Annotated in this window: 16 protein-coding genes and 1 other annotated feature; of the genes, 10 read left to right on the top strand and 6 right to left on the bottom strand. The window is 49.8% G+C overall.

Annotation, left to right across the window (positions count from 1 at the left end; translation table 11 throughout):
* Positions 1–19 precede the first annotated feature (19 nt).
* From trpCF to IT774_RS10830, 4 genes are read right to left on the bottom strand one after another with little or no spacing between them, the layout of a single operon-like run.
* Positions 20–1417: a bifunctional indole-3-glycerol-phosphate synthase TrpC/phosphoribosylanthranilate isomerase TrpF gene (gene trpCF / locus IT774_RS10845; RefSeq protein ID WP_195809804.1), complete on the bottom strand. Its 1398-nt coding sequence runs from the start codon at positions 1415–1417 to the stop codon at positions 20–22.
* Positions 1410–2438 (bottom strand): anthranilate phosphoribosyltransferase, encoded by a 1029-nt coding sequence (gene trpD, locus IT774_RS10840; RefSeq protein ID WP_195809803.1) that lies wholly within the window; start codon positions 2436–2438, stop codon positions 1410–1412. Before trpD ends, trpCF begins: the two co-directional genes overlap by 8 nt.
* Positions 2431–3045 (bottom strand): anthranilate synthase component II, encoded by a 615-nt coding sequence (locus tag IT774_RS10835; protein WP_195809802.1) that lies wholly within the window; start codon positions 3043–3045, stop codon positions 2431–2433. The genes trpD and IT774_RS10835 overlap by 8 nt, the downstream gene beginning before the upstream one ends.
* Entirely contained in the window at positions 3045–4637 is a 1593-nt protein-coding gene (locus IT774_RS10830; protein ID WP_195809801.1) for an anthranilate synthase component 1, read from the bottom strand. The genes IT774_RS10835 and IT774_RS10830 overlap by 1 nt, the downstream gene beginning before the upstream one ends.
* A 27-nt stretch (positions 4638–4664) precedes the next feature.
* Positions 4665–4761 (bottom strand) — a sequence feature (Trp leader region).
* A gap of 164 nt (positions 4762–4925) precedes the next feature.
* Here IT774_RS10830 and IT774_RS10825 point away from each other — a divergent pair.
* From IT774_RS10825 to IT774_RS17755, 8 genes are all read left to right on the top strand, one after another.
* Entirely contained in the window at positions 4926–5783 is an 858-nt protein-coding gene (locus IT774_RS10825) for a PHP domain-containing protein (protein WP_195809800.1), read from the top strand.
* Positions 5780–6400 (top strand): L-threonylcarbamoyladenylate synthase, encoded by a 621-nt coding sequence (locus tag IT774_RS10820; RefSeq protein ID WP_195809799.1) that lies wholly within the window; start codon positions 5780–5782, stop codon positions 6398–6400. The genes IT774_RS10825 and IT774_RS10820 overlap by 4 nt, the downstream gene beginning before the upstream one ends.
* A 16-nt stretch (positions 6401–6416) precedes the next feature.
* Positions 6417–7244 carry a segregation and condensation protein A gene (locus IT774_RS10815; protein WP_195809798.1) on the top strand — a complete coding sequence of 276 codons (828 nt, stop codon included), beginning with the start codon at positions 6417–6419 and terminating at the stop codon, positions 7242–7244.
* The gene (gene scpB, locus IT774_RS10810) at positions 7231–7872 is read left to right on the top strand and encodes an SMC-Scp complex subunit ScpB (RefSeq protein WP_195809797.1); all 642 of its coding nucleotides are present in this window, start codon (positions 7231–7233) and stop codon (positions 7870–7872) included. Before IT774_RS10815 ends, scpB begins: the two co-directional genes overlap by 14 nt.
* Positions 7865–8725: a 23S rRNA pseudouridine(2605) synthase RluB gene (rluB, locus tag IT774_RS10805; RefSeq protein ID WP_195809796.1), complete on the top strand. Its 861-nt coding sequence runs from the start codon at positions 7865–7867 to the stop codon at positions 8723–8725. The genes scpB and rluB overlap by 8 nt, the downstream gene beginning before the upstream one ends.
* Before the next feature lie 215 nt (positions 8726–8940).
* Positions 8941–9744: a 2,5-didehydrogluconate reductase DkgB gene (dkgB, locus tag IT774_RS10800; RefSeq protein WP_195809795.1), complete on the top strand. Its 804-nt coding sequence runs from the start codon at positions 8941–8943 to the stop codon at positions 9742–9744.
* Positions 9745–9873: 129 nt separating this feature from the next.
* A complete protein-coding gene (locus IT774_RS17760; RefSeq protein ID WP_195809794.1) occupies positions 9874–10458 on the top strand; it encodes a DUF445 family protein in 585 nt (194 codons plus the stop codon).
* Positions 10443–11168 carry a DUF445 domain-containing protein gene (locus IT774_RS17755; RefSeq protein WP_195809793.1) on the top strand — a complete coding sequence of 242 codons (726 nt, stop codon included), beginning with the start codon at positions 10443–10445 and terminating at the stop codon, positions 11166–11168. The genes IT774_RS17760 and IT774_RS17755 overlap by 16 nt, the downstream gene beginning before the upstream one ends.
* On the opposite strand, the gene IT774_RS10785 is transcribed toward IT774_RS17755, so the two are convergent.
* Both IT774_RS10785 and IT774_RS10780 read right to left on the bottom strand, forming a co-directional pair.
* Positions 11121–11747, bottom strand: a complete 627-nt coding sequence (locus IT774_RS10785; protein ID WP_195809792.1) for an acyl carrier protein phosphodiesterase — start codon at positions 11745–11747, stop codon at positions 11121–11123. The genes IT774_RS17755 and IT774_RS10785 overlap by 48 nt on opposite strands.
* A 6-nt stretch (positions 11748–11753) precedes the next feature.
* The gene (locus tag IT774_RS10780) at positions 11754–12485 is read right to left on the bottom strand and encodes a TM2 domain-containing protein (protein ID WP_195809791.1); all 732 of its coding nucleotides are present in this window, start codon (positions 12483–12485) and stop codon (positions 11754–11756) included.
* Between the two features lie 317 nt (positions 12486–12802).
* Between IT774_RS10780 and IT774_RS10775 the strand changes: the two genes are divergently transcribed.
* Complete coding sequence (locus IT774_RS10775; protein ID WP_195809790.1) at positions 12803–13981, top strand: porin; 1179 nt, start codon at positions 12803–12805, stop codon at positions 13979–13981.
* Positions 13982–14677: 696 nt separating this feature from the next.
* Positions 14678–14860, top strand: a complete 183-nt coding sequence (locus IT774_RS10770) for a hypothetical protein (RefSeq protein ID WP_195809789.1) — start codon at positions 14678–14680, stop codon at positions 14858–14860.
* Positions 14861–15018 lie beyond the last annotated feature (158 nt).

Genomic DNA, 15018 nt, shown 5'->3' with positions numbered 1-15018 from the left:
GTAAATCCTGTATTTTCAATTAATAGTCTCGGGCACGGGCAAAAAGTGCCGTAAGCTTGTCGGTCGACTTCTGCCCCGGCGCATCTTCTACTCCGGAGTTAACATCCACCAGACTGACGCCCGTGCGCTGCGCTTCAATCAGGGTGTCTATGGTAATCCCTCCGGCCAGCGCAATGTGTGATTTATCTGTAATGTTATCCAGCAGCGCCCAGTCAAACTGAGTACCGGTACCGCCTGACTGAGTTCCGACCTTACAGTCAAGCAGCACTTTGTCGGTAGCAGGCTCCTCAGATACCGCCTGAATATTGTCAGGTAACTGGGTGGAGACCCCCATTGCCTGCCATAACTGACACCCGGGAGGCAGTTGGGCTTTTAATGCGATTCGGTAGGCAGCGTCTTCATGCCCGTGCAGCTGCACCACACTCAGCCCAAGCTGGTGGGCGTTTCGGGCTACCTGTTCAGCAGGGGTATCCACAAAAACGCCTGCATAGCGGCCAGGCACGCGCTGCACGATATGTTGCGCCTGCTCCAAAGATACCGCCCGCGGCGATTTGCTGGCGAAAATCAAACCACAATAGGAGGCCCCGGAAGCAAAAGCATGGCGCGCCGCTTCGGGGTCAGTCATTCCGCAAACTTTAATTTGGCCATAAACCAGAGCGGTGACCGCCGCGGCTAAATCAGCCTGGGCCATTAAAGCACTCCCCACCAAAAAGCCGTCGCAGTGTTTGCCAAGACGCAGCACATCAGCATGGGTATAAATTCCGGACTCTGAAATCACCACAAATTCATGGTTGGCCTGCTTTAGCATCGGGACGAGGCGTTCGGTGGTGGCAAGGTCGGTACTTAAGTCTCGCAGGTTGCGGTTGTTAATTCCAATAATGTTGGCTTTAAGCGCAATTGCCCGCTCCATTTCCTGTTCGTTACTGACCTCGGTCAAGATGTCCAGCTGTAACTCAAACGCAATCCGCGCCAGCGCCTGATATTCTTCGTCATTCAAGACACTGAGCATCAGCAGGATGGCATCGGCCTGATAGTAACGCGCCAGGTACACCTGGTATTCGTCGATAAAAAAGTCTTTATTGAGCACCGGTTGAGCGACCCGGGCGGTGACGTAGCTTAGGTACTCAAAGGTGCCCTGGAAATATTTTTCGTCAGTAAGCACCGATAATGCCGCCGCATGGGGCGTATAGGCGCTGAGGATTTCGTCCAGGTCAAATTTTTCACGAATCAGTCCTTTGGATGGAGAGGCTTTTTTACACTCCAGAATATAACCGGCTTCAGGTTTATTGAGCGCGTCAAACAAGCTTTTATCAGACGGTATGACCGCTTGTTTTAAGGTATCTATTGCCAGTGTCTGCTTACGCTGAACCAGCTCATTTTGCTTATCAGCAACGATTTTTTCCAGCACATTAGCCATTGAGCGCCTCCTGACTTAATTGAGCAACCTGTTGTAAAACATTCAGCGGTTCACCCGCCCGCATACTGGCAACAGCCATGCTGGCACCTTCTTCAAAGGTGTCGACGATGCCGGTTATTTTCAACAGCGCCCCACAATTCATTGCAATAGCAGCCTCATGAGCAGCCTGGCCTGTGCCGCCTAAAGCCGCCGCAATCATGGCCCGGTTTTCTTCCGGCTCGCCGCCTTCAATGGCACTGAGCGGATAGCGGGACAGACCAAACTCTTCCGGCGTGACTGTGTAGCGGCGCATGGTGGTGCCGCTAAGTTCAATGACCTGGGAGGCATCATGTAATGCCAGTTCATCCAGACCGGCGCCATGTACCACCAGCGCCTTACGTTGTCCCAACAACATCAGGGTTTTGGCGTAAGACTCCAGTAAATCAGGTGAATATACCCCATACACCCCATGAGTCGGACCGGCCGGATTGGCGAGCGGACCAAGAATATTAAACAGGGTACGGGTTTTCAGGGCCGCACGCACGGGCGCGGCGTAACGCATCCCGGCATGATAGACCGGTGCATATAAAAAGCAGAAATTCGCATCATCCAGGCAGCGACGGGCGGTTTCTGCGGTAATTTCCAGCTCAACCCCGAATTCGCGAAATAAGTCGGCGGAGCCAGAACGCGACGATACACTGCGGTTTCCGTGTTTGGCGACCTTAGCGCCGCAGGCGGCCGCGACCACGCCAGCGGCACTCGAGATATTGATGGTGTTATGACCATCGCCGCCAGTACCCACAATATCAGCAAACTCATAAGCCGGTGTAGGAAAGGGTAAGGCATTTGCCACCATCGCACTGGCGGCCCCGGCAATTTCCTGGGGAGATTCGTGTTTTATTTTCAGTGCAGTCAGAACCGAGGCGATGACCGCTTCTGGCTGCTCACCGTGCATAATGCTGTTGAACAATCCGAATGCCTGGGTCTGGGACAATGACTCACCGGCATACAGGGTGTCTAACACACCACTGATCTCAAACATGTGTGTTTCCTTGTTCAGTTAGAAAAGCAATACTCTGGGCCAGCAACTGGCTACCCTGAGCACTTAAAATAGATTCTGGATGAAACTGAAAGCCCAGCATACGATCTTCAGCATGATAAACAGCCATGGTTAAATCACCACAGGCGGCAATACGCTCCAGACAATCAGGTAAAGCGGTGGCAATCAGTGAATGATAACGCGCGATTTGTAATGGTTGTGGCAAACCGGCAAAGAGCGTGTTCCCATGATGATGGACCAGTGATGACTTACCATGCATCACCAACTCGGCGCGATCCACGGTACCGCCATAATGGGCAGCGATAGCCTGATGTCCCAGGCAAATACCTAACACCGGGAAGCGGCCCTGAGCCAGCGTTAACAGCTGCGGCATACAGCCGGCATTTTGCGGAGCTCCGGGCCCGGGAGATAACAACAGCAATACCCGTGAATGCTCTGCTTCTGCTTCCATCCGGGCCAACAGCGTCTGGGCGTCAACGGTATTGCGGTAGACCACAATGTTCAAATCCAGGGTACGTAGCTCATCCACCAGGTTATAGGTAAATGAGTCCACATTATCGAGCAAAAATACCGTAACCGGTTGCTTCATTATACTGACTCCTGTGGCAATGCGGCCTTAACAGCATTAATCACTGCCTGAGCCTTGGTGCGGGTTTCATTGGCTTCACTGAGCGGATCTGAGTCGTACACCACGCCTGCACCCGCCTGAATATAAGCGGTATCATTCTTAACAAAGGCCGAACGAATGACAATACAGGTATCCATATCGCCCTGGCCGTTGATATACCCCACGGCCCCGCCATAACTGCCCCGGCGTTTTTGTTCGACCTGCCGGATTAACGTGGCTGCCGAGACTTTCGGGGCGCCCACCAGGGTGCCCATATTCATACAGGCCTGATAAGCATGCAGTGCATCAAGATCCTGGCGCAACTGACCCACCACCCGCGACACCAGATGCATCACGTGGGAGTAACGATCAACCTTAAGCAGGTCTTTTACAAAGCGGGTGCCCGGTTGGCTCACCTTTGCCACATCATTTCTGGCCAAATCCACCAACATGATGTGTTCCGATTTTTCTTTATTGTCTTCACGCAGATTCAGCTCGATACGGCTGTCAAGGTCGGCGTCAATACTGCCGTCGGTGCGTTTGCCCCGGGGCCGGGTGCCGGCAATAGGATAAACCTCCACCTGATTGGTCTGAGTTTCGTATTTTAAGGCCGACTCGGGAGACGCCCCAAAAATAGCAAAGTCCTGATCCTGCATGTAAAACATGTAAGGGCTGGGATTTTGTTTTTTCAGCTCCGCGTATGCTTTTAAAGGCGCCGGGCAGGGCAGTGAAAAGGTGCGCGAGGGCACCACCTGAAAAATATCGCCCGCCAGAATATGTGATTTCAAGTCATTCACATGTTCCATAAACTCCGCGTCTGACTTATCAACATGAATATCGGTCGCATCCGGAGCCGGGGGCGTGGACGAAGAGCTCGCCGGTGCCACGCGGTGTAGCTGCTTTTGCAGCTGTTCCAGACGCTGGGCAATGGCAAAATAGCTTTGTGCCACCTGCGGGCCTGAGAACACACTGCCCAGTAATTCGGTGGTTTTGGTCTGGTGGTCGATGGTCAACAGGGTTTCGGCCAGATAAAAAACATAATCGGCACAGTCATTGTCGCCTTCGGCCACCTCTGGTAGCTGCTCAAAGGTGCCCAGTAAATCATAGGCAAATACGCCGCCTAAAAATACCGCATGGGGATGCTCACGTACCGGTGTAATTTGGGTGCGCAACAGCCGCAGCGCATCAAAGACACTGGGAGCTTTTAGCCGGGCATCTTCGTCCAGGGCGGCATCGGGAACGGCGCAGGTCAACACCAGCCGGCGCGGCTGCTGGACACAGGCAATCGCAGCCGGACAGTGTTCTACAATTAATGGCAGCACGGATTCACCATTAGCACTTAGCGCATCAATAGTGATGGTGTTGCCCCGGCACTCCAGACGCACAGCAGCATCTACCATCAGCAAGCTCTGCAGGTCATCCTTGCTGTCTATTTCGGCAGACTCCAGCAGCAAGGCATTGCTGTGCTGATGACATAGATGAGTAAATGCAGCAAGCGGATCGGCCAGATACTCGCCTTGCTGTTGCAATGTTTCTACTTTTCCCGGGATGTCTCCCAGCTCGGCTAAACTCATGGTCGCAAATCTCCCGCTGCGATTAAAAAAAAAAGGCCCGTTAAAAAACGGGCCTTTTCTTAAGTGTTTTGACACGCACACATGCGCACACCGCCCTTTAAGTTAGGGAGTGCCACCACCAGATAACGCGGTTAAGCGAAGTTTGAAAAAAACAGGTTTGCATAGTGTGCTTAAATCTTATCGTGTCAGATGAAACTTCGTTAAACATTGAAGCTTAAAAAACGGTATAATATGCCCTATAGAAGAAAACAAATTCACTCCCATGTCAACCGGAATTCTGAAAACTAAGTGAAAATAGATCTGCACAGCCATACTCATTTTTCTGACGGCCAGCTTTCGCCGACAGAATTACTGCAACGAGCACATACCATGCAGGTGGATGTACTTGCTATTACTGATCACGATACCGTGGCCGGTCTTGATGAAGCCCACGCCTACCAGCAAACCCAGAAAAGAGCGCTGACGATTATCGATGGCGTTGAAATATCGACCGCCTGGCACGGTTTTGATATCCATATTGTGGGGCTTAATATTGACCGGCAGTGTCCGGATTTTCAGGCGTTTTTGAGCGCTCAGGCTAAACGGCGGCGTGAGCGGGCGGAAAAAATTGCCGAAAAACTAAGTAAATGTGGTTTTGAAGGCGTATTAGAAAAAGCAGTCAGGCTTGCCGGGCCCGGTCAGATAACTCGGGCCCACTTCGCCCGGGTATTGGTGAACCAGTTTGGGGTTAGCTCAATGGACAATGCCTTTAAAAAATATTTGGGTAAAGGTAAACGTGCTGCCGTAAAAGCAGTCTGGCCAGAAATGGCTGAGGCCATTGAAGCGATTACCCGCGCGGGTGGGCAAGCAGTACTGGCCCACCCGGCGCATTATGATATGACCACAAAGTGGTTACGTCGTCTGGTAACCGATTTTGCTGAAGCCCGGGGGCACGCCATTGAAGCGGCTTGTCCGGGAATGGCTGCTAACAAACAAACAGTGATCCGAGAGTTGGCGCATGAGCATCAGCTATTGGCTTCAGCCGGATCTGATTTTCATTTTCCGTCACGCTGGACCGAGCTAGGCCGCAATCTGGGGTTAGCCAGCGAACTGACCCCCATTTGGCATAACTGGTCTCAGTTGTCTTTTGATAAGGAAGCATTATGAGTCAATTTTTCTTTGTTCATCCAGAAAATCCGCAACCCCGCCTGATAAAGCAGGCCTGCGAATTAATTCGTCAGGGCGAGGTGGTGGTATATCCTACCGACTCTGGCTATGCCATTGGTTGTCAGATGGATGACAAAAAAGCGTTAGATAAGTTGTGTCAGGTTCGTAATATCGATAAAGATCATAATTTTACGCTGATGTGTCGGGACATGTCAGAATTATCCATTTATGCCAAAGTGGACAATGTTGCCTTCAGACAGATTAAAAATAACACCCCGGGCCCGTATACGTTTATTCTCAAAGCCACCCGCGAGGTGCCCAAGCGGCTGCAAAATCCAAAGCGTAAGACCATCGGTATTCGGGTGCCGAATAACGAAATCGCGCTGAAATTACTGGCTGAGTTAAATGAGCCGCTGATGTCCACTTCGCTGATTTTACCGGGTGAAAGTATGGCCGAGGCCGATCCGGACGAAATTCGCGACAAACTGGAAAAACGGGTCGGGCTGATCATTCATGGCGGCACGCTGGGTGAGCATCCTACAACGATTGTCGATTTAACCGAAACGCCACCGATCATTCTGCGTGAAGGTAGCGGTGATGTGAGCCCATTTATCTGATGCCCGAAATACGCTGATGAGCCCTAAAGACAATCTGGCGGAAACACAGATTCAACAGCCCTTGCCGCTGGCATTTATTTACGGCGAAGCAATGCTGGAACAGCCCCAGGATTTGTATATTCCGCCTGAAGCGCTGGAAGTGATTTTAGAAAGTTTTGAAGGCCCCCTGGATCTTCTGTTGTACCTCATCAAGCGACAAAAGTTTGATATCACCACCTTGCCGGTGGCGCAAATCACCACGCAATATATGGAATACGTCGAGGTGATGAAAAGTCTGAAACTGGAGCTGGCGGCTGAATATTTACTGATGGCTGCCATGCTGGCTGAAATTAAATCACGCCTGCTGCTGCCGAAGCCGGCGGCGGTGGCAGAAGACGAAGATGATCCCCGGGCTGAACTGGTGCGCCGGTTGCAAGAATACGAGGTGGTAAAACAGGCTGCCGAAGAAATGGACAGCCAGCCGCGCCTTGAACGTGATGTGTTTGCGGTGAATGTGGCTTTAAGTGCCCCGGTAGCCACAGAGCAAGCGGAGCCTGATGTGGCCTTAGATGAGCTGGTAAAAGCCTTTGGGCGCATGCTGAAAAGAGCGGCTGCTTTCGAGCATCATACTATCGCCAGAGAAGCACTGAGCACCCGTGAACGGATGAGCCAGATTCTGGCGCAGCTCACCCATGATGCATTCACCCCACTGGAGGCTCTGTTTACCGTTGCCGAGGGCCGGGCCGGTTGTGTCGTCAGTTTTCTGGCCATACTGGAATTATTAAAAGAGCAGCTGTTAATGTGTGTCCAGGCAGGACCCTTTGCCCGAATTTATGTAAAATTAGGCACCCATGAAGAAGATTAATGCTGCTCAGCTCAAACAACTTATTGAAGCCAGTATTTTTGTTGCTGATCGACCGGTAACCCCGAAAAAGCTAAAGGAAACGGTGCTCTCAGAGTTTGATGTTTCGGCAACGCAGTTATCCGAGACGTTGAAAGCGCTGGAATTAGACTATGCGCCTCGTGGGATCCAGCTGGTTAAAGTGGCCAGCGGCTATCGGTTCCAGTCGCTGGATTCTCTGGCGCCCTGGTTACAGAGCTTATGGCCTGAAAATGCGCCGCGCTATTCCAGAGCCCTGCTTGAAACCCTGGCGCTGATTGCTTACCGCCAACCGATTACCCGCGGTGAAATCGAACAAATCCGGGGAGTGGCGGTAAGCAGTAACATTATTAAAACACTGACTGAACGAGAATGGGTAACCATCGTGGGTCATAAAGAAGTGGCCGGGCGGCCGGCGTTATACGCCACCACCAGTGCCTTTCTTGATTATTTTTCGTTAACCTCTCTGTCGCAGCTTCCCAGTGCTGATGCCTTTGCAACGCTGGCACTCAAACACGCTGACATGTCAGGTGAGAAAAAAGAGGTACCGTCTGCGACAACAGACCGTACGAACGACAAAACCGAACCAAAGAGTATGAACACTCATGAGTGAAAAATTGCAAAAAGTATTGGCTAATCAGGGCCTGGGGTCGCGCCGCGAAATGGAGCGCTGGATTGAGCAGGGCCGGGTTTCCGTAGACGGTAGCATTGCGACCCTGGGCGATCGGGTCGGGCCGGAAGCCCAGATTCGTGTCGATGGACATCTGTTATCGCGCCAGACTGAGAAGCCGGTGTGCCGGGTACTGATGTACAACAAGCCCGAAGGGGAGCTGTGTAGTCGCTCCGATCCTGAAGGCCGGCCTACCGTGTTTGAACGATTACCGACGATTCGTTTAGGGCGCTGGATTGCGGTAGGACGACTGGATATCAACACCAGTGGTTTGTTGTTGTTTACCAACGATGGCGAGCTGGCCAACCGCCTGATGCATCCCAAATGTGAAGTTGAGCGCGAATACGCAGTACGGGTATTTGGTGAAGTCCCCTCCAAGACCCTCAGCACCCTTAAAAAAGGGGTGGAGCTGGACGATGGCGTGGCCAAGTTCACCAGCATCAAGCCGCGTAAAAATGACGATGAAAGCATGAACCAGTGGTTCAATGTTACCTTGCAGGAAGGGCGAAACCGCGAAGTAAGACGTCTTTGGGAGTCACAGGAAGTTCAGGTAAGCCGTCTGATTCGGGTACGCTACGGACCCATCGAGCTGCAAAAGCGTCTGCCCCAGGGAGCCTGGGTAGAGCTTGAGCTTGAAGATGTGAACAAATTGCGCAAACTGGTGAGCCTGTCTGATGAAAGTAGCAGTCTGGTGGACGCGCGTCAGACCAAGCTGGACCATGCCCGCTTAAGCCGCATGCGCCGGTCGGTTAAAAAACATCGCACACGCAAATCCGGCGCCGGTAATAAGCGCTGATTTTACCGTTACTCTTTTGATTATAAAGGCGAACCGTGTCAGCGTTTCGCCTTTTTTATTGGCCAAAGCCCAGCCTGGACAAGCTTAATAGACAGCCCGAGGCGATCTGTAAGAGGCTAGCTTGCGTAGGGAATCAGGTACAACGCGTTGGGTAAGCAGACTTTGAAATTGTAGCTGGCAGCGCGTTTATTTTTTCAATAAAACGAGGAGTGAACATGGAAAACATGCCGCAGCTAGGTGTTGGAACATTCAGATTAGAAGATGACACCGCGCGCAAATCGGTGCTTGATGCACTGAAAATTGGTTTCAGACACATCGACACTGCTCAGATTTATGGCAATGAAGAGCAGGTTGGCGACGCCATTCAGACCAATGGTATTGACCGCGAAGATTTCTTTTTAACCACCAAAGTCTGGTTCGAGCGGTTTGGCAATAAAAGCTTCATCGAAAGTGTCCACGAAAGCCTGGCAAAATTGAAAACCGATTATGTCGATTTGCTACTGATTCACTGGCCATCGCCAGATGACAAAGTACCGATGGAAGAATATCTGACCAGCCTGGCCCAGGCCAAAGCAGAAGGTCTGACTCGTCACATTGGTATTTCAAATTTCACTATTGCACAAATGGAGCAAGCGGTTGAGATTCTGGGTGAAGGTGAAATCTACACCAATCAGATTGAGCTGCATCCATTTATGCAAAACCGCAAGGTGGCAGAGCGCGCCCATGAATTGGGCATGTCAGTGACCGCCTATATGCCATTTGCGGTAGGCAAGGTAATGAAAAGTGAAACATTGAACACCATTGCCGAACAACACAATGCTTCTCCGGCTCAGGTTACCTTAGCCTGGATCAAGGAAAAGGGTTATTACACTATTCCTTCTTCCACCAATGCTGATCACCTGCAGGATAACTTTGACTTTGAGAAGGTTAAATTGTCGCCAGAGGACATGGAACTGATTGACAATCTGGACAATGGCGACCGCATTGTCGATCCGGATTTCGGGCCCGAATGGGACTAAATTTAAGCCACGGATCTGTCTATTCAGACACATCTTATTAAGATGAATGGCCTGCTTTGCAGGCCTTTTTTATATCCAATCCAGTAATAAGCCATATTCTTAGTAAACCCAATCTGGCAGGAGAGGCAATTGAAAGCGCAACAATTAGCCCGTGCAAAAAAACAGGCCGCCGGCTGCTTATTTATTGCAGCGATACTATTTATTATCACTACCTTACTGGAGCACAGCTTTAGCCAGGCCGGCTGGTTGGCTTACAATGCATTTTTTAAGATGGTCAGTGAGGCCGCCTTAGTGGGTGGGCTGGCAGACTGGTTTGCCGTCACCGCATTATTCAAACCCATCCCGCCTCAGTATCCTATTCCACACACGAATATTGTGGCGGCCAATAAATCCCGGATTGCATCGAATCTGGCCGAATTTGTAAAAGAGAAGTTTTTTAACCCCGCGGCCATCGGACAGTTAGTAAGACAGTCGCATCCGGCCGACAATTTAGCTTATTGGCTAAAACAACCGACCAACTCCAAGCGCCTGGCGGTGTTTGCCTGTGATGCCGGCGCCGGCGCCTTGTCGATGATAAGCGACCAATCCGTACAAAATGTAATGACCCATAATGTCAGACAAATTTTATCGAAGCTGGATATACGCCCTCTGGCCGGGGGACCTTACGAGTGCTCACCCGGGAGAGCCGGCATCAGGAGTTGCTTGATCAGCTGATCGATAAAGCTGCACGCTTATTGCAGCAGCCTTCAACTCAGGAATTTATGACCGCCAAATTGCACCAGTGGCTACGCACGGAATACCGCCGGCTTGAAAAATTTCTGCCTACCCAGTGGCTGAGCGAGCAGGGCGCACAAGTCGCGACGCGCGCGATTGTCAGCACCATAGCCGATATTAATGAGGATCCACATCATCCACTGCGCCGCTCTTTTGACCGCTACGTAGCTCAGATGATTCGGCGTATCGAACACGATGAGCAAACCGGCGAAAAACTTCAGCAATGGCAGCGTGCTTTGCTCGACAACGAAACCTTGCATGGTTATATGGGGCAGGTGCTAACCGATGTCCGCGGGTATATGCAAGCTGATCTGGCCAAACCGGATAGCCGTTTGCGGCATCATCTGCAGACAATGTTAAAAGAATTCGGTGATACGCTGGCAGAAAACAAGGCGCTTAATCACACCGTGAATGAGGCGGTTATTAACAGTGCCGTGTATTTGGGGCCGCAGGTAAGTGATTTTCTGACCAGTCATATTCGCACTACCATAGAAAACTGGGACGAGCGGGAAATGGCCGAACAGATTGAGCTCAATATTGGCAAAGATCTGCAAAAAGTGCGTATTAATGGCACCATTGTGGGAGGCTTGATCGGCGGGATTTTATTTTTTCTTGAGCGCGGGATTGATGTGCTGGTGAGCCTGGCCTGATTCTATATTTGCAGAGACTACAGCCTGCATCAGTTGCGGGTAAAAGTCTAAAAATGTTTGCTTAAGGGCCGCATAATGCTGCATAACTTCATCAATGCTGCCGGTAAACGCATGCCGAAAGCGAATGCGCGCAGCGGTGTTATCCAGGGCCCTGGCCAGGCCTTCAGGCGTGCGATAAACATCAAGCCAACGATGCTTCAGCATGCTTGTAACCGTGCGCTGCATCGACAAAGGCATATCCGCCAGGGCAGGCTGCAACAGGGCATAGCGCTGTTCACAGAAGCGCTCGAAGGACTGAGTATAAAATTGTGACCAATGGCTTATCAAAAAATGATCAAAACTAACATCGAGAATGATGCCGGCAAATCTGCGTCGCTGGCTGGAAAACCACGATTTTGCCTCACGTATTTTTGCATGCTCATCGGTAAACCGGTCTACAAAACGGTGGTTGTTTAACCCGCACTGCACGTCAAAATCAAAATGTTCATGCTGACAACCCCGCATAAAATCGCCCAGTAAATTCCCCTGAACCGACGCGCTGGTAGGTTGGGCCAGCGCCAAATGTGCCAAATAATTCATTTGCAATCAACGGCACTGGCGGGGCAGCATCGCCTTGGGCAAGGCGGGGGTGCCACAATCCCAAAGCACCTCATCTTTTAACACCACAGGCACCATGCTGACTTCGCTGGTCTTGGCGCCGGCGGGCATTAAATAAATGTTGCCTCGTTCAAAGCGGATAAACGCTTTTGCCGGACTAATGATGTCCTCATTTAACTGTAGCTGGCTTAGGGTGTCGGGCCGCTGCTGATGGGTTTTCAGATATTGCTCGGTGGCCTCAGCAATATGTTCGCCCGCCAGTATGACTTGTTGTTGCTGTTGTTGTGCGGCCATAAACCGGTTCGCCATATCAAACGGAAGCCAGCTCACCAGACTAATGGCAAAGATCAGCAGCCCAATTCCTATTGCCATAAATATCGCCAGTGTTTTACCGCTTTCGCGGCCAGCCCAGATGCCGTGATTGTATCTGGCATTCCAGCTTTTTTGTGAGGTAGCCAGGAAAATTACCGATTCAATAATCCCGGCTAACCATGGTAAGGGGGTCCAGCATAATAATAAGTAAAAAAATGCCCGCCACTGACGCAGATAAAACCGATGTAAGCCAAACATTCCGCCAAATAACGCCAGGGTGGCGGCAGCTACCCGACTTTTGTAAACAAATAACTCAGCAATACCCTGGCATTCCGGACAACGGCCATCCTGGGCCGGTAACTGGCTATTGCAAGTAGGACAGGGGGCATTTTGAGCAGGCTTAAACATAAATTATCTGTATCTTTGAAGTTAGATGGCTAGAGGGCGTTAGTGTGACACAATCACGGAAAAAAGGGCTAATCGAGTATGCAAAAATGAGCATACCTCGTTAAGCAACTCATCTTGCAAGCTGTTTCCGCTTACCTGATACAACATTGCAGTTTGGATCCAAGTATTAAATAATACTTCGTTAAAGTTGCAATAACCCAATCTTCCGGCTATTACATAGCTATGTCACAAAACTGTCATATTAATTTTCTTGACTGAAAAAGGTGACGCATTACACTGCGCAGCCTGAAGTTTAAGCTCATCCGGGAGAAAACACTGTGCTCAAAACCAAGCTGAGCCTCTGTGCATGTGCACTGTTATCATTAAGCTCATATACTGCCAATGCTAACGATGAAGATCATCTGTTCCCTTATGGAAAAGGCATTCAATTTGGCGATGAGTCTTCATTCGCCTCCGCCAAAATTAATGCGCGGGCGCAGATGCGCTACACTAACGCTTATGACAGCGATCCGCGTGAGGCGGACGATTTTTTGTCAGATACCGACCGTACCATCAATGTGAACCGGTCTCGGTTGAAAGTGAAAGGGCATTTATATCAACCCTGGTTTAAGTATTTCTCGCAGTTTGAAGTGGGTGACGGCTATTTCATCGATTACGGAATCGCGATCGAGAAATACAAGGCGCTGAGCTTCAAAGTCGGACAGTGGAAGTTAGACTATTCTCGTGAACGCAGTATCAGCAGTGGCAAGCAGCATTTGGTCGACCGCTCAATCGTAAACAAGATGTTTACTATCGACCGCCATAATGCGGCTGCGGTGTATGGTCGTCTGAATGAAGGCACCATGGCTGACTTTAATTACTGGGCCGGAGTGGGCTCTGGTACCGGACGTGGTAATAGCCTGTCGGGCCCCGGCGACCCATTGTACTATGGTCGCTTCCAGTGGAACCCACTAGGTGGCGGTGTTGAACTGACCACGGCTGATATTGACAGGCATAAAGAACCCGCATTGTCGGTAGGTTTTGCCCGCGCGTTAGTAGAAGGTGACTACAGTCGTTTTTCTTCATCCGGTGGTAGCCAGTTACCGCGCTGGGAAGAAACCGAAGCATTAACCAAAGTAAGACAATATACCTTCGACCTGTCTTATATGTATCAGGGTTTCAGCGCCGAAGCCGAGTATCACGATAAGATTGTTTCCAGCGAGAATGTATCTGATCTAACGTTAGATGGTTATTACGTACAAGCGGGTTACTTTTTAAATGAAATTATCGACTGGTGGCCAAAGCAATTAGAAGTGGCGGGTCGCTATGCAACCTACACCTCGCATCGGGATGGTGTAGAGCGTAAAAATGAAGAGCAGAGTTTCGGCGTTAATTACTTCATTGCGGGTCACTATAACAAAGTTAGTGTCGATTTTACCCAATTTGACCTGCACGCCTTAGATAACAACACTTACGATGATAATCGCGTACGTGTGCAATGGGATATTTCCTTTTAAACGCAAGTCAGCCAGACAATGGTATATTCCAAAAACAAAAACCCCGCTATGACTAGCGGGGTTTTTATTTTAACACCAGGAATAAAGCAAGAATGCTTTGAACACTGCCTCTATGGCATACATCTTAAGTACCGTATTAGTTTTTACAGCCTCGGCCTGAATATGTTATCCAGGTCTTACTTATAGGTGACTAATAAAGAAGGTTAGTCTTGGTACTTTGATGGTGTTGAAAAATAACGTGTGGTTATTTTACTCCCTCTGCATTATTTAGCAGAGAACAATTCCTTTTTCTTTTTGATTTTACAATCAAAAATTTTCTGTGTTTTCTTTCTTCCAATATAAAATGCCACGGTATACGGGTGTTTACGCTGAAAGAACTTGGTAAATGATTTAATCATAACATCCTCCTGTTCTTTTTTGACTTAGTTAGGTTACTAAAGAATAAGCATAAAATCCAGTATTTTTTACATAACTGTAATATTACTGTCATAATTCTTTAGTAAGGCTGCTTTTGTTATACCGGTAAGTTGGATCTTAACAATGAACTGCACTGCTTTGGCTCGCGTATCTCCTAACACCAATAACGCGAGCAAAGACGTTATGGTTATCTCACCAGGCTTAAAGCTGCCTGATTTTTCAATGCAATCAAGATACCAATAGTGCAGAAAGTGATGCACGTTTTGTGAGGAGTTTCTTATGACTGACAAAGCTCAAGACAAAGCACAGAATAAAAAGCCACTCAAGGAGAAGGATGCTGAATCCGGCGCTCCGGAAGAAACCAGTATCGCGGGCGAAGAGGATCCCGGTGCTGCGCTGGAAGACTGGATAACCCGGGACGAACGGACCCGTCGTAAGCCAAAAGATAAATCTGACGATTAACACCATGGAGCAGATCGTGTAAATATTACGTTTTTGAATAATTCGGGAATGTAAATTTCTCAAGGGCCAGTAGGAATACTGCACCTGGGTCTGGTTCACTGACCGCTGTGTTATTCCAACCGAACCCTATTTTCCTGTTGTTTGTGGGCGAAACCAAT

The sequence above is a fragment of the Salinimonas marina genome, from assembly GCF_015644725.1.
In the GTDB taxonomy this organism is placed as follows: domain Bacteria; phylum Pseudomonadota; class Gammaproteobacteria; order Enterobacterales; family Alteromonadaceae; genus Alteromonas.
This window is presented reverse-complemented; position numbering and strand designations above follow the sequence as displayed.